The 18,870-nt window shown below is 37.9% G+C and carries 22 protein-coding genes and 1 pseudogene; 8 read left to right on the top strand and 15 right to left on the bottom strand.

Translation table 11 applies throughout. The features are described from left to right. The 5 genes and pseudogenes from IV81_RS01075 to IV81_RS01090 all read right to left on the bottom strand — a co-directional run bounded on the left by IV81_RS01075 (position 1) and on the right by IV81_RS01090 (position 3,320). A complete protein-coding gene (locus IV81_RS01075) occupies positions 1–1,008 on the bottom strand; it encodes an ADP-ribosylglycohydrolase family protein (protein WP_057801431.1) in 1,008 nt (335 codons plus the stop codon). Positions 1,009–1,222: 214 nt separating this feature from the next. Then, on the bottom strand, positions 1,223–1,672 hold the full coding sequence (locus tag IV81_RS01080) for a dihydrodipicolinate synthase family protein (RefSeq protein WP_236696802.1): 450 nt from the start codon (positions 1,670–1,672) through the stop codon (positions 1,223–1,225). A 39-nt stretch (positions 1,673–1,711) separates the two neighbouring features. After that, positions 1,712–1,984, bottom strand: a pseudogene (locus tag IV81_RS09465) (sugar phosphate isomerase/epimerase family protein); the annotation flags it as partial. 60 nt (positions 1,985–2,044) lie between these two features. After that, positions 2,045–2,440, bottom strand: coding sequence for a hypothetical protein (locus tag IV81_RS09470; protein ID WP_236696803.1), 396 nt, complete (start codon positions 2,438–2,440; stop codon positions 2,045–2,047). Beyond that, entirely contained in the window at positions 2,424–3,320 is an 897-nt protein-coding gene (locus IV81_RS01090; protein ID WP_057801433.1) for an ROK family protein, read from the bottom strand. The genes IV81_RS09470 and IV81_RS01090 overlap by 17 nt, the downstream gene beginning before the upstream one ends. Positions 3,321–3,649: 329 nt before the next feature. On the opposite strand from IV81_RS01090, the gene IV81_RS01095 reads away from it, so the two are divergent. The 3 genes from IV81_RS01095 (at position 3,650) to IV81_RS01105 (ending at position 6,247) form a co-directional block, all read left to right on the top strand. Continuing rightward, positions 3,650–4,339, top strand: coding sequence for an N-acetylmannosamine-6-phosphate 2-epimerase (locus tag IV81_RS01095; protein ID WP_057801435.1), 690 nt, complete (start codon positions 3,650–3,652; stop codon positions 4,337–4,339). Positions 4,340–4,698: 359 nt separating this feature from the next. Further along, entirely contained in the window at positions 4,699–5,331 is a 633-nt protein-coding gene (locus IV81_RS01100; RefSeq protein WP_057801437.1) for a pentapeptide repeat-containing protein, read from the top strand. 106 nt (positions 5,332–5,437) lie between these two features. Beyond that, positions 5,438–6,247, top strand: coding sequence for a MurR/RpiR family transcriptional regulator (locus IV81_RS01105; RefSeq protein ID WP_057801439.1), 810 nt, complete (start codon positions 5,438–5,440; stop codon positions 6,245–6,247). A gap of 19 nt (positions 6,248–6,266) precedes the next feature. On the opposite strand, the gene IV81_RS01110 is transcribed toward IV81_RS01105, so the two are convergent. Further along, the gene (locus IV81_RS01110; protein WP_057801442.1) at positions 6,267–6,632 is read right to left on the bottom strand and encodes a type IV toxin-antitoxin system AbiEi family antitoxin domain-containing protein; all 366 of its coding nucleotides are present in this window, start codon (positions 6,630–6,632) and stop codon (positions 6,267–6,269) included. A 110-nt stretch (positions 6,633–6,742) separates the two neighbouring features. Between IV81_RS01110 and IV81_RS01115 the strand changes: the two genes are divergently transcribed. Together IV81_RS01115 and IV81_RS01120 are read left to right on the top strand one after the other, a co-directional pair. Then, on the top strand, positions 6,743–6,997 hold the full coding sequence (locus IV81_RS01115; protein ID WP_083484659.1) for a winged helix-turn-helix transcriptional regulator: 255 nt from the start codon (positions 6,743–6,745) through the stop codon (positions 6,995–6,997). 327 nt (positions 6,998–7,324) lie between these two features. Further along, positions 7,325–8,659 carry a dihydrolipoyl dehydrogenase family protein gene (locus IV81_RS01120; protein ID WP_057801443.1) on the top strand — a complete coding sequence of 445 codons (1,335 nt, stop codon included), beginning with the start codon at positions 7,325–7,327 and terminating at the stop codon, positions 8,657–8,659. A 114-nt stretch (positions 8,660–8,773) separates the two neighbouring features. Here the strand turns inward: IV81_RS01120 and IV81_RS01125 are convergent, their stop codons facing one another. The 5 genes from IV81_RS01125 to IV81_RS01145 all read right to left on the bottom strand — a co-directional run bounded on the left by IV81_RS01125 (position 8,774) and on the right by IV81_RS01145 (position 12,974). Next, on the bottom strand, positions 8,774–9,661 hold the full coding sequence (locus tag IV81_RS01125) for a serine hydrolase (RefSeq protein WP_162257315.1): 888 nt from the start codon (positions 9,659–9,661) through the stop codon (positions 8,774–8,776). Positions 9,662–9,812: 151 nt separating this feature from the next. Next, a complete protein-coding gene (locus IV81_RS01130) occupies positions 9,813–11,927 on the bottom strand; it encodes an ATP-dependent Clp protease ATP-binding subunit (protein ID WP_057801447.1) in 2,115 nt (704 codons plus the stop codon). Between the two features lie 208 nt (positions 11,928–12,135). Then, positions 12,136–12,348, bottom strand: coding sequence for a P8 family protein (locus IV81_RS01135; protein ID WP_057801450.1), 213 nt, complete (start codon positions 12,346–12,348; stop codon positions 12,136–12,138). Between the two features lie 129 nt (positions 12,349–12,477). Next, a complete protein-coding gene (locus tag IV81_RS01140) occupies positions 12,478–12,705 on the bottom strand; it encodes a DUF2922 domain-containing protein (protein WP_057801452.1) in 228 nt (75 codons plus the stop codon). Between the two features lie 59 nt (positions 12,706–12,764). Next, positions 12,765–12,974, bottom strand: a complete 210-nt coding sequence (locus tag IV81_RS01145; protein ID WP_057801454.1) for a DUF1659 domain-containing protein — start codon at positions 12,972–12,974, stop codon at positions 12,765–12,767. A 294-nt stretch (positions 12,975–13,268) separates the two neighbouring features. Between IV81_RS01145 and IV81_RS01150 the strand changes: the two genes are divergently transcribed. After that, on the top strand, positions 13,269–13,544 hold the full coding sequence (locus IV81_RS01150; RefSeq protein WP_236696804.1) for a hypothetical protein: 276 nt from the start codon (positions 13,269–13,271) through the stop codon (positions 13,542–13,544). 475 nt (positions 13,545–14,019) lie between these two features. Here IV81_RS01150 and IV81_RS01155 read toward each other — a convergent pair whose 3' ends face one another. Further along, positions 14,020–14,427, bottom strand: coding sequence for a pyridoxamine 5'-phosphate oxidase family protein (locus IV81_RS01155; RefSeq protein ID WP_057801456.1), 408 nt, complete (start codon positions 14,425–14,427; stop codon positions 14,020–14,022). Positions 14,428–15,089: 662 nt separating this feature from the next. Between IV81_RS01155 and IV81_RS01160 the strand changes: the two genes are divergently transcribed. Both IV81_RS01160 and IV81_RS09250 read left to right on the top strand, forming a co-directional pair. Next, positions 15,090–15,290, top strand: a complete 201-nt coding sequence (locus tag IV81_RS01160; RefSeq protein WP_057801458.1) for a hypothetical protein — start codon at positions 15,090–15,092, stop codon at positions 15,288–15,290. A 34-nt stretch (positions 15,291–15,324) separates the two neighbouring features. After that, positions 15,325–15,495 carry a hypothetical protein gene (locus tag IV81_RS09250; protein WP_157059741.1) on the top strand — a complete coding sequence of 57 codons (171 nt, stop codon included), beginning with the start codon at positions 15,325–15,327 and terminating at the stop codon, positions 15,493–15,495. A 254-nt stretch (positions 15,496–15,749) separates the two neighbouring features. Here IV81_RS09250 and nagA read toward each other — a convergent pair whose 3' ends face one another. The 3 genes from nagA to IV81_RS01175 are packed head-to-tail and all read right to left on the bottom strand — an operon-like array spanning position 15,750 to position 18,840. After that, positions 15,750–16,895, bottom strand: coding sequence for an N-acetylglucosamine-6-phosphate deacetylase (nagA, locus tag IV81_RS01165; RefSeq protein ID WP_057801460.1), 1,146 nt, complete (start codon positions 16,893–16,895; stop codon positions 15,750–15,752). Between the two features lie 11 nt (positions 16,896–16,906). Beyond that, entirely contained in the window at positions 16,907–18,082 is a 1,176-nt protein-coding gene (locus tag IV81_RS01170) for an SIS domain-containing protein (protein ID WP_057801462.1), read from the bottom strand. Between the two features lie 23 nt (positions 18,083–18,105). Beyond that, entirely contained in the window at positions 18,106–18,840 is a 735-nt protein-coding gene (locus tag IV81_RS01175) for a GntR family transcriptional regulator (protein ID WP_057801464.1), read from the bottom strand. Positions 18,841–18,870: the final 30 nt, after the last annotated feature.

Consider the following 18,870-nt stretch of genomic DNA (forward strand, 5'->3'; position numbering starts at 1 on the left):
TTATTTTTTCTCGCTTTCAAATTGAATTATTTGATCTGCTAACTGTTTAAAATTATATTGCGGATTTCGTCGATCAATTAACGCCCGCCAGCTGTCAGAAATGGACTTGGCACCTTGTTTAGCGCCACAAATAGCGGTAGCCATGGCACCAATTGTATCCGTGTCGCCCCCTAAATTGGCACACATCAGTGCACATTTTTGAACATCCCTCGTATAATACGCAATTGCAACCGCCGCCGGAACGCTTTCTGAAATCATCGTTCCCGTTCCTACGACTTCATAAATTGCTTTTGCAAACTTTTTTTCATGGTTCCGGTATTTATGCGCTAAATCTATTCCAACTGCTAGTCGGCTGGATGTTTTCGCTGCCCATGTTGGTGAACCCAATGATAATCCCCAATTATTAGCTCGAATGGCATACTCTATTATTTCATCCCAATTCCAATCGGCCATGGCAGCCGTGACCGCTCCTGCCACCATGGACGCTCCACTAATCGCAGCATCACTTGTATGCGTAATTTTAGAAACATCATAGACCATTTGAACTAACTGCGGTAGTTGATGTGGCTCAAATAAAGTTCCAATCGGAGAAATACGCATTCCAGCTCCATTGGTAATTGCCGTTTTGGTAATCTCACTAGGATCTTTACCGGCCTTAACCAACGCCAACGCTGCTTTACTACTTGGCCCTAAAATATTATGCTCCCACGCACCCGCGGAATCTGCCCAACTCATAATATGCTTGAATAATACATCCGAATTTGGTTTCCAGTTCGTTTCAATCAACGCATCCAAAATTGCCAGTGCCTGTCCCGTATCGTCCGTAAATTCTCCTGCCCGGTAATTTTTAGCAATATCATTTTCTTGCGGCCCATCTAGAAAATTAACAATGGGCTTTGAAAAATATTTTTGGATTTTTTCAATCGGCCAAAGTTCTGATGGTATTCCCATTGCGTCACCAATCGCCTGTCCATACAGTGTTCCCAATATTTTGTCATATTCACGCATCAGCTTACTCCCACTATAATTTCTTCACATGTGTCTTGTCATTGTTTTATTCTACGTTATAAAGGTCAATAAATGAAGCTTATTTTTTAATTTTGGTGTCTTGTCATTAAATAATGGGTTATAAAAAAAATCTCCAAAAATTGGTTCAAGCCCAATTTTTTGGAGATTTTTACATGTAGAAAATTTCTACACGTATTCTTTATTTAATAAATATTTATCCAACAAATTCTTCAATCGATTCGTCAATATGCTTACGAACTTCCTCAACTCGATTCATTTCATTCTCTTCAACATGCGGCAATGGTAGACGAGCACGTCCAACATTTACTCCACGTTGCTTCAAAATCAGCTTCATAACGTCGTATAAATTACCCTTAAATGATGTAAGTTCTGAAATCAAGTCATTGATTCTCAATTGAATCTTCAAGGCCTTATCTAGGTTACCTTCGCGAACGCAACGATCAGCTTCCATCAGTAGTTCTGGATAAACTCCATATGTTCCACCAATTCCGGCATCGGCACCCATCACACGTCCACCAACAAATTGTTCATCTGGACCGTTGAAAACGATATTGTCTTTGCCTGCGCGTAGTTTCCACATGTTGATATCCATAACTGGCATTGATGAGTTCTTAACCCCAATAACTTGGTCTTTTGCCATCATGCGTTTGAATAGATCTTCAGAATAAAAAGCAAATCTTTTTTAATCTAAATTTGAATTTACTTTTTCAATCTCTTGATCGAGTAGATTATTATTAATTGCGTACTCTAAAAATACTGGTGTACCGGCTTTTAATTCATGGAGTAGTTTTTCCCAATCGGTTAATCCGTCTCCTAGCATTACCGTATCACGATCTTTAATATCTTTTAAATGAAAAATTGTTATATATTTTTTAAGTGCTTCAAAAGCATTTTCCGGACTTTCATCAATCCAATACCAGTTTCCAGAATCAAAAGTATATCCTAACTCTGGAACTACATCTAAAAGACAGGTTAAGTTTTTAGTAAACCGGTTTAACGTTCCATTTTCATTTGGCTAATTCTCCACCGTTACTTTAACTTCACTTCTTTTAAGTGCTTCACTAAGTCGATCTGTATCTGTTCCTTCTAATGTTTTAAAACTACCCAAACTAATTTTTAAACCCTTGATACTGTTGGCCTCAGCCATCTTTAAGTAATCAAAAATATTTTCGTTTAGTTTTCCATCCGTAAATAACTCTTCTGGAATTGAAAAATAAAATTGCCATTGCTGTGCTCGACAAAGTTTGTCAATTGAATTCAACTCGGCGTTTCTTGTATCATCTTGAAAAAATTCACCCCGAACTTCAATATCTTGGATTGGCTTATCAATCAGTTTTTTTAAACAATCGACTTGGCTTACCCCATTTTGCATATCTTCTAAAAAAACGGCTGTGTTAATTGAGACTTTCATGACTAATACTCCCTTCGTTATCCGCGTCTAAAAGCGGTACAATCGCACCAATTAGCTGTGCATTATTTCCTTGTTCCGCAATCTTCAACGTTGTCTGATTAAAATCTTTTGGCAAAAGAACGGCTAATGCATCATCTAAAAGCGAGATCAAATAATCGCCTTGAGCGGAAACCGCGCCGCCAATAATCATATATTCTGGATCAAATAAAACAATAATTTCAGCTAAACCTTTGGCGACCTCCATGGCCCAGTCTTTAATGATGGTTATGTAAGGGGCTTGATTAGCCTTAGCTTTTTCAAAAGCATCAATCACACTAATATTGTAGTCTTGTAATTGACTTTCTAGGGTCAACGTTGAGGCACGCTGCTCATAATTTGTTCCTGTTTTTGGGTCAAACATGGTATAACCAATTGAGTTTCCTTTGCCATGCGCACCACCGATTAATTTACCTTGATTGAAATGAGCACCGCCAATGCCGGTACCTAAAGCCACGCAGTATATATCTTCACTATGGATGTTTCCGGCGTATGCTTCACCTAATAATGCCGCATCAACATCATTTACGACGCTAACTGGCAATCCGCTTTGATCAATCAATGCTGACTTCAATGGCGTATTAATATAATTGGGAATTGTTGGACCAGCAAATTGAATGCTTCCATCCTCGGCAACAATTCCGGCCGTGCTAACGCCAATTCCAGCCAGCTCTACATCTTCCGAAACTTCTTTCGTAACTTCCTTTAACGTTTTTAAAATGTGATTATCTACATTATGTTTTGTGTCGACCTTCGCATGTCTTGATAAATTCAAATTACTGTCAATTAGACTATACTTAATCGTTGTTCCTCCTACATCAAATGCTAAATATTTTCGAGTCATATTAAATCCTCCAACGTATAAATTATTGATCTTTATGATCAATCCTTGATAACGGTTTCATATTAACATTTGTATATTATTTTCACAATTTAAAAAAGTAAAAATATTTTTTATTACAGTTATACCAGTACTTTTAACTATAAAATGAAAATTATTATCCTTTATGTGTGTTGCAATATTTTTTTACTAGTTGTATATTAACAGCGGTGGTTGAATTAATTATTAACTATTACAACTTGATTTTTAATAAACCGTCCCAGTATATGTTTGTATTTTGATTTTGCTATAATTTGGTAGAATAAATTTGATAAAAGAGAAGTGTCAGTATTATGGAAAATAGATTTTTTGATGCCGTTAAAGGCAAACTAATTATTTCGTGCCAGGCGTTACCAGATGAACCGCTACATAGTTCATTTATCATGGCTCGAATGGCTCGAGCTGCCAAAATGGCCGGCGCGGCCGGAATTCGTGCTAACTCGGTCGTTGACATCCAGGCGATTCAAGACGAAACGGGTTTACCCATCATCGGAATTGCTAAAACGGATTACCCTGATTCAGATGTTTACATTACTCCAACAATGAAAGAAATGAGAGCGGTTGCAGCAACTGGTGTCGAAGTGGTCGCGTGCCAAGTGACTGGTGAAAAACGTCCGAATGATGAAAAACTAGAGGACATCGTTAAACAATTCCGCGATGAATTTCCAGACACCCTATTAATGGCTGATACTGACATTATGGAAAATGCACTTGAAGCCGATCGGTTAGGATTCGACATTATTGGGACAACGATGCGTGGTTATACATCAGCTTCCAAGGGACTAAACATCGCCGATAATGATTTTGAATACCTAAAAGATTTGCTAAAAAAAGTCCAGCATCCAGTCGTTGCTGAAGGTAAAATTGACTCACCCGAAAAGTTAAAACGGTGCTTAGATCTAGGCTGCCATTCCGTTGTTGTTGGTGGTGCAATTACACGCCCACTTGAAATAGCAACCCGTTTTATCGATGCAATTAAGTAAAAATTAACCCTCAAACTAAAAATTAACATTCCTTGAAGATCGGATACGTCACTTCTAGGGATGTTTTTTGTGATTAGGGCTGGTGACTGCAATATTCAACCCCTATTATTCGTTCCGTGATCGGATTCAATTTTACGAATCACATTCCCCGTTCCATCGCTGTTCTTGGCAATTATTTATGTAGAAAAATTATATTTTGATAAAATTTTCATGCTTTTTATGTTGTATATCGTGATTCTCATGCTTTTTCGCGTTTCCGGCACACTAACGCCATCATCAACGTCCCAGGATTCAATTAGAAACTTCTCATTTAGCCATGATATACTTTTGTCCAACCAATTCGGGAAGGAAAATACAACATGCAGAAACCTAAAGTTAATGAACATCTCATTCACACGTCCTCTATGTATTCAATTTACGATTCAGAAGATTTTTCAATTTCAGAAGCCCATATCGTCAAGGAAAATTTTTCAGAGCAGTCCGTTGGTCATGCAATAGTAGAAAATTCAATCATCGAAAACGTAATATTTCAGAATAGTGAATTCACAAAAATTGAATTCACAGACGTCGTTTTAATGAACTGCGATTTTTCTGGATCTCAGCTAGATGAAGGTCTTTTTCATCGTGTCATTTTTAAAAATTGTAAATTAATGGGCACAAACTTTGAAGGTTCATATTTTAGAAATGTTCTTTTTGAGGACTGTTTACTTGATATGGTAAACTTTCACGGAGCCGATTTTAAAGAACTTCACTTTGCTCACTCACGATTAAATGAAGCGGACATTGACATGGCACGTCTTCAAAAAACCAAGTTTATGGACTGCGAACTTGAAAGCGTAAATTTCGACGGCACCAGTCTTAACGGAATTGACTTAACAACCTGTTCGTTCCAGCAAATCGAAACAAGCCACCACTTTCTGAAGGGCGTTATTGTGAATGACCTGCAAGCCGTGAACTTAGCGCAACAATTTTTAAGGATTCAACTTAATTAGTATTAATCTATTAAGCTTTCAGAAAATCAAAAGATCTTACGAATTGAAGTCGACCGTTTTATTTTTCGGCGTATAATAGTTAGTAACAATTAGAGGAGTAAATGCCATGAACATTATTGATATTGTCGAACAAAAATATCCATCATTATCCCGTCAGGAACGCAAAATTGCGTTACGGGTAACTCAGCATCCGGCCGATGTCAAAAAAATGAATATCAATACTTTGTCTAAAAAGGCTGAAGTTAGTACTGCAACGGTAACCCGCTTCGTTAGAAAAATGGGTTACCACGATTTCAGCGAATTTAAATTGGCGTTGGCAGAGGCCACTTCGACTATTACCGAAGATGTGGCCAACTCTCCTCTTCCAGACCAAGTTACGGAATTCTACAATCAAATGATCACCGGAACTTGGAAAAAATTAAATCAAGATGTTTTGAATAAGTCTGTCGATTTAATTAAAGGCGCTTCTCGTATTTTTGTTTTTGGCTTAGGGAGTTCTGGATACAACGCTCAGGAGCTATCACAACGATTAATGCGAATGGGGCTAGATTCATTTGCACCAGCAGATAGTCATACAATGTATATCAGCAGTAGCATCATGAAAAAAGAAGATATCGTCATCGTTCTATCTGTTTCAGGTAAATCAAGTGAAGTCAATGAGGCCGTGAATTTGGCTAAAAAACAAGGCGCAAAAATCATTGCCATTACTGCTTTTGATGACAGTCCACTCGCTACAATGAGTGATTATCGTTTACTTGTTCAATATAGTGAGTTTGTCGACAACACCCGATTTATTAACTCACAACTGGGCATTGTATACGTCATCGATGTGTTCTCCACCATGCTTTTACAGGAACCACAGTATCACGACCGCTACCAATGGACCGTGGAAGCCATTCTGAGTAGAAAAAAATAGTCGCCAAAGCGACTATTTTTTATTTTCCAGTAACCAATGGACTTCTCACCCCTTTTTTATTTTTGATGAATATGTCGCTTTCATGAATATGATCGATCATGATTCTGTCATCGTGATGAACAAACAAAAACAAATGGTCACGCAAGTACAGTGCGGTTTCTTTGAAAAATATTCCCTTTGAAAGTCTAAGTTGAGCGATTACAAATCCATCCCCCAATTCATTAGGACGCATATAAATTCCAGGTCCTACTTTTTCTAAGAAACCTGCATTAGCCATCCTACTTAATGCAACATACGTGGTCATGCCATCAGCAATTGTTCGTCTTACCGAAATCAATCTATTATATTTATTAATAAGATTATTGGCTTGAGTTTCGATACTCATAAGCGTACCCTCTTTCTCATCATTAAAGTCGTGTTATATTTATACTATATTTTTTCTATTGTTATAGTATAAAACTAACAATATGTCGCATTAAAAGATGAAAATTTGGAGTGAACAAATTCGCAATAAAGGAAAATTTACATTATGGAAAGTTACTTAGAACTGTCAATGGGATTAACCCGCGTACACTGGCACAACGGCTTCACGATTTTGAAAATGCTGGAATCCTTTCGCGAACCGTTTTTCCGACAAATCCTCCTCAAGTTGAATATCAATTAACTAAAAAAGGTAATGCTCTAAGAAAAATTACTGAAGAAATGAGATTGTGGGATGAAATTTATGGAAGTGAAAATTCAAACGTATAATTAAAAATATGATTTTATTCCATTATACTGGAATAATCTCTAATTTTTAAAAGTTATTCCAGTATAATGGAATAACTCTGAATTTAATGAAATTATTCCATCATAATTAACAAAAAATATCATTGAATGAAACTAAAAGCCTGCAATTAGTTCCGCCACACTTATCCTCCACTAAAACCACTGAAGTTATTTGTAATCAGATCATTTCTCAAAGCTAATTCATTTTTCTTCATGCCTTCAGTTGCAACCGCTTGCATATCTTCTTATAACTTTGATATGCTCACCTTAATGAATGTTACTCAATTTTTTAAAACGGAGGTAGTTTATATGTCAGAAAAATATCAATACGACGTTTTATATCTTGGTAGTGGGCACGGAGCCTTTGATGGCGCCATCCCTCTGGCTGCGAGTGGAAAGCGCGTTGGTCTGATTGAAGAAGATAAAGTGGGTGGAACTTGTCCAAATCGCGGTTGTAACGCCAAAATCACGTTAGACAATCCAGTTCAATTATTGCGTCATCAAGAGCGGATGAATGGTATTGTTAATGGCGATCTATCCATTGATTGGACAAAAAGTGTTGAGCATGAACACGAGGTCATTGACGGCCTACCAGATATGATATCTGGCTTGTTGACGTCATCAAACGCCGAAATCATCACCGGGCGCGGAAAATTTATTGACGAACATACAATTGAAGTAAACGGAAAAAATTACACATCAGATAAAATCGTAATTTCAACTGGTCAACGTCCTCATCGCTTAGATGTTCCCGGCAAGGAACTGGCCCACGATAGCACAGACTTTATGAACTTAACTAAGCTTCCTCAAAAAATTGTAATCATCGGGGGCGGCTATATCAGTATGGAATTTGCAACCATTGCCAATGCCGTTGGTTCAGATGTCACGGTTCTTTTACACCATAAAAAAGCTCTACGCAAGTTTAACCAAGAATACGTTCGTCAAATTTTAGACGATTTGGATGATCGTGGTGTGAACTTCATCGATAACGCTGAGGTAAACTCATTTGAAAAAGATGGCGATCATTTTAAAGTAAGTTACAACGGGGAAGAATCTCTGACTACCGATTGGATTCTCGATGCTACCGGACGCATTCCTAATGTAGAAAACATCGGACTAGATACCATTGGTGTTGAATATAACGACAACGGCATTGAAGTTAACGAGCATCTTCAAACCAGTGTCGATAATATTTATGCCAGTGGTGATGTGCTTGATAAAATTGAACCTAAATTAACGCCAACTGCTATTTTTGAATCAACTTATTTAACGCAACTTTTTACCGGGCAAACCGAAAAAGCAATCAATTATCCTGCGATTCCTACTGTAGTCTTTACTTCACCTCAAATTGCTGAAGTGGGAATTACGCCAAATGATGCCGCCAAAGATGATCAGTATACCGTTAAAACCAATCATCTCCCTGATGCTTGGTTCCGCCAAGTTGATAAGGAGCTCCTCGGTGATAATACTCTTATTTATAACTACAAAGGTGAACTAGTGGGGGCTTCTGAAATCAGTGATCAAGCTGTTGATGCGATCAATGTCTTGCTTCCGGCAATCGAATTTAAATTCACTGCCGAACAGCTCGGACGCATTGTGCATCTCTTCCCTTCGCTCGCATCAGATACTTGGAGCCAAATCTAAATTCTGAAAATCTCATGCACAGCGCATAATAAATAGACTACAGCAAATAATTTTTGTTGTAGTCTATTTATTATGCTTAAATTTTAAAGTGGCAAATTCCAATCCTTTTAAACCTTAGTTTGATAGAATATAGTTTCCCGATGCTTCCGCGACCTTAGTCAATTCCTTTTTAGCCGTTGATAAGCCAGTTTGACCCTGTCCGTCCGGGTGCTGATTACTCATAATGGAAATCAAATACATCCGTCCTTTGACTTCAATAGCCCCAATTGAATCTATTATCCAGGTTCCCGATAACGTCCAGCCGTTCTTATTGGCTAGAAAGTTTGCATTTTCATCAAATCCATTAATTCCCCACTGCTGTTTAATATTAACCTGAACCATTTCCGAAATAATGTAATTTCGATCAGTTTGATTTATCAATTTAGAGTCGATAAAAATATTTTTTAAGAGCGTCACATAATCTTTAGAGCTAATGGTCGATAGCCACCAGTGACTGCTAGCCTGACTATCTTTCATCCCAAACCTTTTGAACATTTGGTTAAGACCGTCCGTGCCGCCAATTTTCTTAAACAATGTAGTTGCATCATTGTTATTACTTTCTCGAATCATTCTGGCAACCATCTTTTTATCATTTGCGGATAATTTAGGTTTCTGATGTAAATATTCTACTAAAATTGGAACCTTAATCGTGCTGGCAGTATACATTTGTTCTGTCTTTCCCTGCTCCCAGTGGTACGTTTTTTTCTTTGAAACATCATAAATTGTCATATCATAGTTCTCATTTTTCAAAGCTGGATACTTTTGACTCAGGCTTCGAACTTTTTTATCCATTGATGCACTAAATTTAGGATTATTGGGATTGTCTGGAAGCGCTTGCGATTTAGAGCTCATCAGATGCCGAATTCCAAAAATCAGTGCAATTATCAAACAAATTATTATTATTAATCCTGAAAGCCACACTTTCCCTTTATGATTTAATCGACGACCATGAAACGTAATCATCCACATCTAAGCCCCTTTCATTCAGATAAACTATATTCAATTATACTTGGAGTTCAATGTTCCAACAACGCAAAAAAAGAAGCATGGCAAAAGTAACTTGTCATACTTCTCTTTTTTCGATCAATTCGCTATGCGGTAGTAAATGACCGATTTATTTTGATTCAATCACAATCTCATCATCGACTAAATCAGCTTTCAAATTCTTAACATCGAGATGATCAAGGTAAAAATCAGTTACCTTATCTCGAATCTGCTGCTCAATCACCCTTCTTAGTGGACGAGCGCCCATCGCTTCATCGTATCCTTGTTCCATCAACCAGTCTTTTGCTGGCTTAGTTACTTCCAAAGTTAAATCCTTTTTCGATAATGTTTTCTGAACATCCGCAATCATTAAATCAACAATCTGACTCAAATCTTCCTTCGTTAAATGCGAGAATTCTACGATGCCATTGAAACGATTTAAGAATTCTGGCCGGAAGAACGGTGCAATCTTGTCCATTAAAGTTTGATCCTTAGCCTCATCACCAGTTAGCTTTTCATCGCCAAATCCAGCATTGGAAGTAGCAATGATAATTGTGTTCTTAAAGTTAATTACATTTCCCTGGCCGTCCGTTAAGCGTCCATCATCCATTACTTGAAGTAAAAGTGTTAGTACTTGTGGATCTGCTTTTTCAATTTCGTCCAAAAGTACAATCGAATATGGGTTTCGACGAACACGTTCCGTCAGAGTATTAGAATTATCATCATACCCGACATATCCAGCTGACGTACCAATTAGTTTTGAGACGGCCGTCCGATCAGAATATTCACTCATATCCATCCGGATAATCGCATCTTTATCGCCAAACATATCAAGCGCTAGTTGCTTGGCCAATTCGGTTTTACCAACACCAGTTGGACCAACAAATAAAAAGCTTCCAATCGGCTGCTCGCCTTCAGAAAATCCTGCTCGGTTTCGACGAATCGCTCTGGCGACCATTTCTACCGCTTCATCTTGGCCGATTACTTTACTCTTCAAACGACTGTCTAAGTCCTTTAGCCGTTCAATATCGTTGGCACCCATGTCAGAAACTGGGATGCCAGTTAATCGTTCTACCGACTGAGCCACATCATCAACCGTCGCGATAACTTCTTCTTTCTTATCCACATTTTTAATTTGTTTACTTATTTCTTCAATACGTTTCTTCAAATCAGCGGCACGTTTAAAGTCTTCTTTTTCGACCGCTTGATCCTTCTCTTTTTGCATCTTGTGGAGCTTTTCATTTAAGGTTGCTTCGTCATTTTCTGGTTGACGAGCCGCTAAATGCGCAGCAGTCATATCAATCAAGTCAATTGCCTTATCAGGTAAAGTTCTTTGCGGAATATACTGAATCGAATAATCCACCGCCGCCTTCAAAACATCATCTGGTAATTGTACGTGATGATGTTCTTCGTACAGCTTCTTAACTCCTTCCAAAATCTTAACCGTATCTTCAGCGCTTGGTTCGTTAACAACAACGTCATTAAAACGCCGAGCCAAAGCTGCATTTTTTAAAATTGTATTGCGATATTCATCCTGAGTAGTCGCTCCAATAACGGTTAATTCGCCGCGAGATAAGGCGGGCTTAATAATATCTGCCAGCCCTTTACCGCCGTCTTCACCACCAGTGGAACCAGCACCAATAATTTGATGGATTTCGTCAAAGAATAGAATAATATTTCCAGCAGCCTTAACTTCTTTAACTAAATCCTTAATATTTTCCTCAAACGACCCACGATACTGTGTTCCAGCTTCTAACGAAGACAAATCAATTGAGTAAATCTCTTTATCTTGGATTGCTTCAGGGACACTACCGTTGACAATTGCTTGTGCCAGTCCTTCAACAACCGCGGTTTTACCAACACCAGCATCTCCAACCAAAATTGGATTATTTTTAGTTCTTCGACTTAAAATTTCAGCAGTTTCTTGAATTTCATTTTCGCGTCCAATAACTGGATCTAGCAGTCCATCGCGAGCCTGCTCCGTTAAATTTGTTCCCAATTTTTCCAAAATACCACCCTTTTTAAGGGCCTGTTGTCCATCTTTGGATACTTCAATTGTTTTTGCATTTTCTGGTAGTTTACCAGTTGCCCGATATTGAGCAAATTCATCTGGAGTTAGCGACTGACCGTTGACCAAGTAACGGGCAGAATCTGAGTTTGAATTTCCCATCCGTTTAAATACCTGATTAAAAATATCGTCCATATCATTGTTGAAAAAAGGATCATTTCCGTAAAAATTAGCCATGTAACAACACCTCCGTTAATTAAATAAAATAAAAATTGTGCCTAACTATTAATTTAAAACACTCTTTTCACTTACAAATTAATTATACTACTTTTTTAGCACTCTGTTAAGCAAAGTGCTAATTGATTCACCCCATATACACTTTTGGATCGGTTGGAACATAAAAAAAACCGTTCCAATAGTTTTTACACTATGAAACGGCTCTTTTTTATTTAAGCATATCTTCTGCGGTCTTTTTAAGGTCTGCATCGCTCATGCTTTCCCACTTTTTGGCCTCAGCAATTGTTGCCATCGTGTTATGGCCGTTGTCGTCCATCACATGATTCCACATTGCATCTCTCAATGGCGTTTTGTCGTCACTCCAGTCAAATACCTCTGTCATTTCTTTATCTAGAAGTTCTGTCTTTAATGCTTCTGCCATGTTAAAAGCCTCCAATTAATTATGGGTGACCATAGTTGTTGGCTACGTCGTTCATTTTCTTGTCGCACCCCACATCTATGTTATAGCACTAGATTCCGATTTTGTTAAATATTTATAAGACCCAGATGTTTACTTTTGTTCATCTGAAAAAATTGGTTCATGAATTGTTTCAACATACTGTGCTGACTTAGGAGTCGCATAAAGGTTCCCCTCTTCTTTTTGGAAAAGATTCGAAGCACTAATTTTCTCCATAACTTGTCGCACGGTTGCTTCATCCAAGTTTTGTTTAACATATTGTGCCTTAAAATGTTGGATCTTTCCACTGGCGTTTGTAAATTCTAAATCAAGTTGTTTCATAAATAATTCCCCCTAATTTTATTTGATATGTGAAAGATGAATTAAGCTATTTTTTATTTTTACTTATCTAAAACTACTTTTTCTGTTGTCATTACCTTGGCTTCTAGCACGGTATCTGCGGAAACCATTTCGAGCGCGCTAACTAATTCTCCTACTTGATCAGCGGTCACATTTTTAGCAACGTTTGAAAATGAGCGGCGAACTTCTTTTGCGTGATCTGGTCCTTCCATTGTGATACTGATTCCTGTTTTCATCCAAGTTTTAATCATGTTTCATTCCTCATTTCATATTTTTTATAAGTGTCGCGACGACTTACATATACTAATAACGATTTAAAGTCCAAAAAGTAAACACCAAATTTCATTTTTTTTATTTTTAAAACTAAAATATCAAAAAGCTTCCTAAATATACCGTTAAAAATTTTTTTAATTTGGAATATCGTTCGAAATATTTTATCCGTGTTAAAGTTTGATGACGTTTAGCCGTCATAATGGAATTTACTAAGATTAAATTTTATAATGAGCGTGAAGTTGGTTGGATTTTTAATTAAAAAGGGGGCGAACATGGTGGACAGTGTTATCGGAACACTACTGATACTAGTGATTGCTGGGTTACAGTACATTCTAGGTGGTAGCGTCCGCTTTAAATATAGCGGAGCGATTATTCCCATTTTGTTTGCACTATTTATGTTGTATATGTATCTGTTTGCCCATAAGGCGGGTTTTTGGGCGTTTCTCGTAATTCTGATTGTTGGTGAGATTCTCCTTTTGAGTATTTGGGACAATCGATACGAGACTCGGCAAAGAAAATTGTCTCATGCACAAACCCATAAAAATTAGAATTTTCACGTGAAACTTTTTCCATTTTCTCATGTACGAAATTAATTATTTTTAAATCAACGTTGACTCTGGTTCTAATAACCGAAGCCTTGGTTTAATCATCTTTCTGCTTTCATAAATCCGTTAAACATCACCATTTTCTTATCCAACTATAATAAGAATTAACTTAAAGAATTTATAATCAAAACTATTGACAACGTTTTCACAATTGGGTATATTATACAGTATAGAAAGGATATTTATTAGGAAGTACTTTCTATCCACAATGTTCAATATTCTTCATTCACCCTTTTAAACAGCGTCCCGTGAGGCGCTGTTTTTGTGTGAAAAAATTTAAATAAAAAACAATATGTTTTTATAACAAAAAAACCTCAAAGTCAGACCAAAGCGTTCGACTTTGAGGTTCATTCTATCTACATCAACCACTAGCAATATCGACCCAGGGATCAGGTCAAACGATGCGATTCAAATCTAATTAGAAACTTAGCTTTTCCTCACCCACCAGTGCTTCGTTAAAAGTTGCAGCATACACATTCATATTTTCTCGGTCCTCTGGAGTGAAGCGACTGAAACTTGGGTACTTTGCATCCATTGCTTTGAAGAACGTGCTACGATCACTAACTTGCTCACAATGTGCACCAGTAACCCGCACAGTTTGGAAATTAACGGGCGCAGTTTCAAAGGAAATCGTTGGATTAGCGGTTAGTTCTGCCACTTTCTCGGCACTGCCGGCTGTTCCAAAGTAAAGCGTGTTAGGTTGATCGGCGTAGTGCATAAAGAAAACAAAACGCACGTTTGGTGTGTGTCCTGCAGTGGTTTCTGTTGCCAAAGCGATCATTTCGGCATCATTCATAAGTTGGTTATACGTTTCTTTTGCTGACATATTAAGGACTCCTTTATTTAAATTCAACTATAGTCTAACACTTATGAAAGCGCATTAACAAGTGAATATTCAATCTAAAAACATGATAAAACAGCCCATAATTACGACTGAAATTTCCGGTGCGTTCTGCAATTGTTATGCTTTGATACGGACGCCCCTCAATTAATCTTTTTCGTTAAAAAACGACCGGTGAATATTCATTCAAAAGAAGCAACCAAGCATCCACAACATATTGTTCAAGTGGTGGATTTTCGCAAGTTATGAATTCGTATCGAAGAATTATTTAAGTCATTTATTATAATTTTTCAAAGTGATCAAGCGTAAAAAGTCCGCAAATAACGATTACTAAAGTTATTATTCCTAAAAGATAACTTCTAAAATAAAGGTTAAAAAGTAATAATATATAGAACGCTAAAGTGAAAATAATTCGATATTTATGATTAATTATCCAATTCATAATAAGAATTGCCTTCTTTTTTATCATTATCGTAGCGACGCTTAATGGCGGCATGAATTCATTTACAGTATCTCAATTCAAAAAAGTTACCGAACCTGCGCTCGGATATACCGAGCCTTCCAATATTTTACACAGCGTATAAATTGACTACACGCAATGACAAGCATATGATGACTGTGAAAATAAATATTTACAGGAGGATACCATGGTTGAAATTATTACTGGAATTATACTCCTTATCGCTGGAATATTTGAAATCTACGCTGTATACAAAACTATCATGCGATTAAAAAACTCTGAAAATGCAGGCGCTTCACCATTTATGCCACTCGCGTTATTGAGCGCAGCCATATTTGGCATTGCAATCATCGCATTTGGATTAGCTTTCATACTTAAATTGATTTAACCAGTTGATATCATATCGATGGGAGGCTTTACTCATGACAATCATCATTGCACTAATTTGTATGTTAATTTTATCGGCTGTCCCCTTACTGATTGAAATTGTTATCGATACGACATTTCGGGAAATCGGCAACCTAAGACGCGCCGGTGTTCCTTTTAAAGACGCATGGACAATGGTGGTGAAGGAGAAGTTTAAAAGGAAATAGCGGTGTCGAAACGCGAACAAGACCGCAGCTCCCTCCGTTTAGCTACAAAAGACCCACGATTGGTAAAACCACCAATCATGGGCCTTTCTGGGCTATACTCGGGAGCTAATTTCCGTTCGTTCTGGCAATTTTGTCGAAACGCGAACAAGTGCGCAGCTCCCTCCGTTTAGCTACAAAAGACCCACGATTGGTAAAACCACCAATCATGGGTCTTTCTAGGCTATACTCGGGAGCTAAACGCGCTCTTGTTCGCTCTATTTATATACCATTTCGCCGTCGAGATATGTTTTCTCTAAGTTCATTTCATGGTCAAGGACGATGAAGTCGGCGTCACGGCCAGGGAGAATGTGGCCGCACTTGTCGCCAACACCGGCGCTATCAGCTGCATTAGCCGAAGCCATAATAATTGCTTGTTCTGGAGTTACAACATTCCAATCGACAACGTTTTTAATTGCATCTTTTAGAAGTAAAATACTTCCGGCAAGACTGTTACTACCATCTTTCAAGCGTGCCGTACCATTAGCAACCTTAACTGGGAATTCACCTAAGATATAGTCGCCATCTGGCATCAAGCCGGCCTTCATACAATCAGTAACTAATGCAACATCCTTGTATGATTTAGTATTAAGCAAAATTTTAACAACGTAAGGATTAACATGATGACCATCACAAATTAATTCGTCGGTCACACCCTGCAAACTCATTGCGGCACCGGCCATTCCGGGTTCGCGGTGGTCTAACCCACTCATTCCGTTAAAAGTATGCGTAAACATTGTTGCGCCAGCTTCGACACAAGTCTTCGCTTGTTCAAAAGTAGCATCACTATGACCCAAAGCAACCGTTACACCTTCCGAACTAATTTGTGCGGTAAATTCAGGTGCACCTTCTCGTTCAGGAGCAATTGAAATCTTACGAATCATACCATTTGCAGCTTCTTGCCATGAATGAAATTCATCGACACTTGGGTTTTCAAAATACTTAGGATTTTGAGCTCCCTTGTGTTTTTCAGTGTAGTAAGGGCCTTCAAAATGGATTCCTTGAACCTTAGCACCATCGAATTTATCAACGTTTTTACTAATAACGCTAACAACTTCTTTCAATTGGTCCGAACTAGCCGTCAATGTTGTTGGTAGCCATGAAGTTACCCCACATTCAAGTAATCCCTTAGCCATCGTCTCAATTCCATCAGCATCGGCATCCATAACGTCATGATTTAATAAACCGTGAATATGCGTATCAACTAATCCTGGTGCAATCCATTTATCACCATAGTCAACAATTTCACCTTCTGGTTTACTTTTTTGATAACTACCAAATTTTCCATCAACCACGTGGAGGTAGCCACCCATTTCAACATTACTACCTAAAAAGAACTTCTCAGCATGAATATAATATTCCAAAATTGTCGCTCCTATCCTTCAAAATCATGAATGGTTACACCTTTTACAACACGGTTAACTGTTCCGGTTGCAGATGGTGTATCTGGTGTGTTGTTAACTTTAACTGAAGATAATAACGAAATCGTTTGAGCAAACATGACATCTGGAAGTGCCATGTATCCATCAGGCATTGAATCGTCACCATTAGCGAATGTGAAGTTTGATCCAGCAAAGTTATTGCTTGATGAAACACCAACTCCCATCACAACAGGAGCAATTTCGTCACCAGCAACTTCATCTAAAATATCAACATCATACTGACGTGTATATTCAGTGTTACTCAAGAAATCAAAGAGCATTGTTTTAGCATTAACAAATGACTTTGGACCATGACGGAAGCCCATCGAAGTATCAAAGACGGTTGCCTTTTGACCAGCAGTTAATTCGAGAACTTTCAATTGTGCTTCACGAGTTAAACCACCAAGTGCACCAGATCCAAGATAAACGATTCGATCAAAATCAGTATCAACAATCGCTTGAATTTCGTCAACGCGGTCAATCACTTCATGACCCATCTTGCTAATTGAACTAACATACGATTTCTTTTGGTCATCGGTATGTTTTACATCAAACACAAGGAGTGAAGTTAAAAGCATACAGCTAAAGCTACCAGTCATTGCGAATCCTTTGTCGTTTGAGCGAGCTGGTTGCATCAATACAAGGTTATTATCATCATGTTCCGCATGAATTGCCAATTGGCCTTCTGGAGCACATGTAATTGTTAATTGATAGAGATTCTTAACATACTTTTCAGCAATATCAACGGTAGCAACACTTTCTGGGCTATTACCACTGCGTGCAAATGATACTAAAATTGTTGGTGTATCTTTTTCAAGATATTGTTCAGGGGTGGAGACAATCTTTGTTGTATCAATTGCTTCAAAACGATAATGTTTACGATCACCGTTTTGTGTTAGGTATGGAGCAGCGGTATCTCCAACGTAAGCTGATGAACCAGCACCTGTAAAAATAACGCGAACTGGTTCGGTGTATTCGCTTTCAATTTTACCCAAGAAAGACGAAATTTCGTCTTTCTTAGCTAGATAGTTATCAAACGCTTCTTGCCATAATTCTGGTTCTTGTTGAATTTCACGAGTTGTAATTACAGCTCCGATTTTTGTCAATTCGTCATCTGTCATGTTGTACATAATAATAATTCTCCTCTCATCGGTCAGTTCTTATACTTAATGTTATACACAAATTGGTCGCCTCGAGCACTACTTACCGTGTACTCGATTACTTCATTTTTATGATTATACGTGGTGCGCTGAAACATAAATCCCGGTGAATTAGAAGCAATATCCAATTGTTTGGCATCTTCATCACTAATAATACCCGCGTATAATGTTTCATCGGCAAGCTTGACCCGTTCCCCAAAATCCTCTAGAAACACGTTGTAAAGCGATCGCTGCTGAGTATCTAACTCATAGGCTGAAATTCCTTTGAACTTCTTTGCCGGGAGATACGTTCGATCAATCATCATCGGTATCCCATCCGCTTTTCGAAGTCGCTTAAGCTTAATCATCCCGTCACCAACGTTAATATGCAATTTCTTACTAAAATATTCATTAGCCGTCCGTTCCACCATTTCTAAAATAACGGTTTCCGGTTTTCGACCAAGTGACTTCATTTGTTCAGAAAAACTATATTCTTCGCCGATTTTAGTCGTGTTACTAGCCATATTAGCCACAAAGGTACCTTTACCATGTTGCCGGTAAATATACCCTATGTGTTCTAATTCATTTAAGGCTTCGCGTACTGTGTTGCGGCTTACCTTGTATCTTTTCATAATTTCGCGTTCCGATAAAAGTTTATCGTTCGGCTTATAATTTTTTTTAATTTGTTCGCGCAGTGCGTCGGACAATTGTTCATAGACTGGTTGTTTTTCGTTATATTTAAATTCCATGGTTCTTACCGCACTTTCTAAATCTGTATC

It is taken from the genome of Pediococcus stilesii (assembly GCF_001437075.1).
GTDB lineage: Bacteria > Bacillota > Bacilli > Lactobacillales > Lactobacillaceae > Pediococcus > Pediococcus stilesii.

Excerpts from the sequence above, each read along its gene's own strand:
- IV81_RS01175 (WP_057801464.1), bottom strand. The coding sequence starts at position 18,840 with ATGGAATTTAAATATAACGAAAAACAACCAGTCTATGAACAATTGTCC.
- IV81_RS01135 (WP_057801450.1), bottom strand. The coding sequence starts at position 12,348 with ATGGCAGAAGCATTAAAGACAGAACTTCTAGATAAAGAAATGACAGAG.
- IV81_RS01140 (WP_057801452.1), bottom strand. The coding sequence starts at position 12,705 with ATGAAACAACTTGATTTAGAATTTACAAACGCCAGTGGAAAGATCCAA.
- IV81_RS01090 (WP_057801433.1), bottom strand. The coding sequence starts at position 3,320 with ATGACTCGAAAATATTTAGCATTTGATGTAGGAGGAACAACGATTAAG.
- IV81_RS01110 (WP_057801442.1), bottom strand. The coding sequence starts at position 6,632 with ATGAGTATCGAAACTCAAGCCAATAATCTTATTAATAAATATAATAGA.
- IV81_RS09250 (WP_157059741.1), top strand. The coding sequence starts at position 15,325 with ATGACAATCATCATTGCACTAATTTGTATGTTAATTTTATCGGCTGTC.
- IV81_RS01150 (WP_236696804.1), top strand. The coding sequence starts at position 13,269 with ATGGTGGACAGTGTTATCGGAACACTACTGATACTAGTGATTGCTGGG.
- IV81_RS01160 (WP_057801458.1), top strand. The coding sequence starts at position 15,090 with ATGGTTGAAATTATTACTGGAATTATACTCCTTATCGCTGGAATATTT.
- IV81_RS01080 (WP_236696802.1), bottom strand. The coding sequence starts at position 1,672 with ATGATGGCAAAAGACCAAGTTATTGGGGTTAAGAACTCATCAATGCCA.
- IV81_RS09470 (WP_236696803.1), bottom strand. The coding sequence starts at position 2,440 with ATGAAAGTCTCAATTAACACAGCCGTTTTTTTAGAAGATATGCAAAAT.
- IV81_RS01075 (WP_057801431.1), bottom strand. The coding sequence starts at position 1,008 with ATGCGTGAATATGACAAAATATTGGGAACACTGTATGGACAGGCGATT.
- IV81_RS01170 (WP_057801462.1), bottom strand. The coding sequence starts at position 18,082 with ATGTACAACATGACAGATGACGAATTGACAAAAATCGGAGCTGTAATT.
- IV81_RS01105 (WP_057801439.1), top strand. The coding sequence starts at position 5,438 with ATGAACATTATTGATATTGTCGAACAAAAATATCCATCATTATCCCGT.
- IV81_RS01155 (WP_057801456.1), bottom strand. The coding sequence starts at position 14,427 with ATGTCAGCAAAAGAAACGTATAACCAACTTATGAATGATGCCGAAATG.
- IV81_RS01120 (WP_057801443.1), top strand. The coding sequence starts at position 7,325 with ATGTCAGAAAAATATCAATACGACGTTTTATATCTTGGTAGTGGGCAC.
- IV81_RS01130 (WP_057801447.1), bottom strand. The coding sequence starts at position 11,927 with ATGGCTAATTTTTACGGAAATGATCCTTTTTTCAACAATGATATGGAC.
- IV81_RS01100 (WP_057801437.1), top strand. The coding sequence starts at position 4,699 with ATGCAGAAACCTAAAGTTAATGAACATCTCATTCACACGTCCTCTATG.
- IV81_RS01145 (WP_057801454.1), bottom strand. The coding sequence starts at position 12,974 with ATGATTAAAACTTGGATGAAAACAGGAATCAGTATCACAATGGAAGGA.
- IV81_RS01125 (WP_162257315.1), bottom strand. The coding sequence starts at position 9,661 with ATGATTACGTTTCATGGTCGTCGATTAAATCATAAAGGGAAAGTGTGG.
- IV81_RS01095 (WP_057801435.1), top strand. The coding sequence starts at position 3,650 with ATGGAAAATAGATTTTTTGATGCCGTTAAAGGCAAACTAATTATTTCG.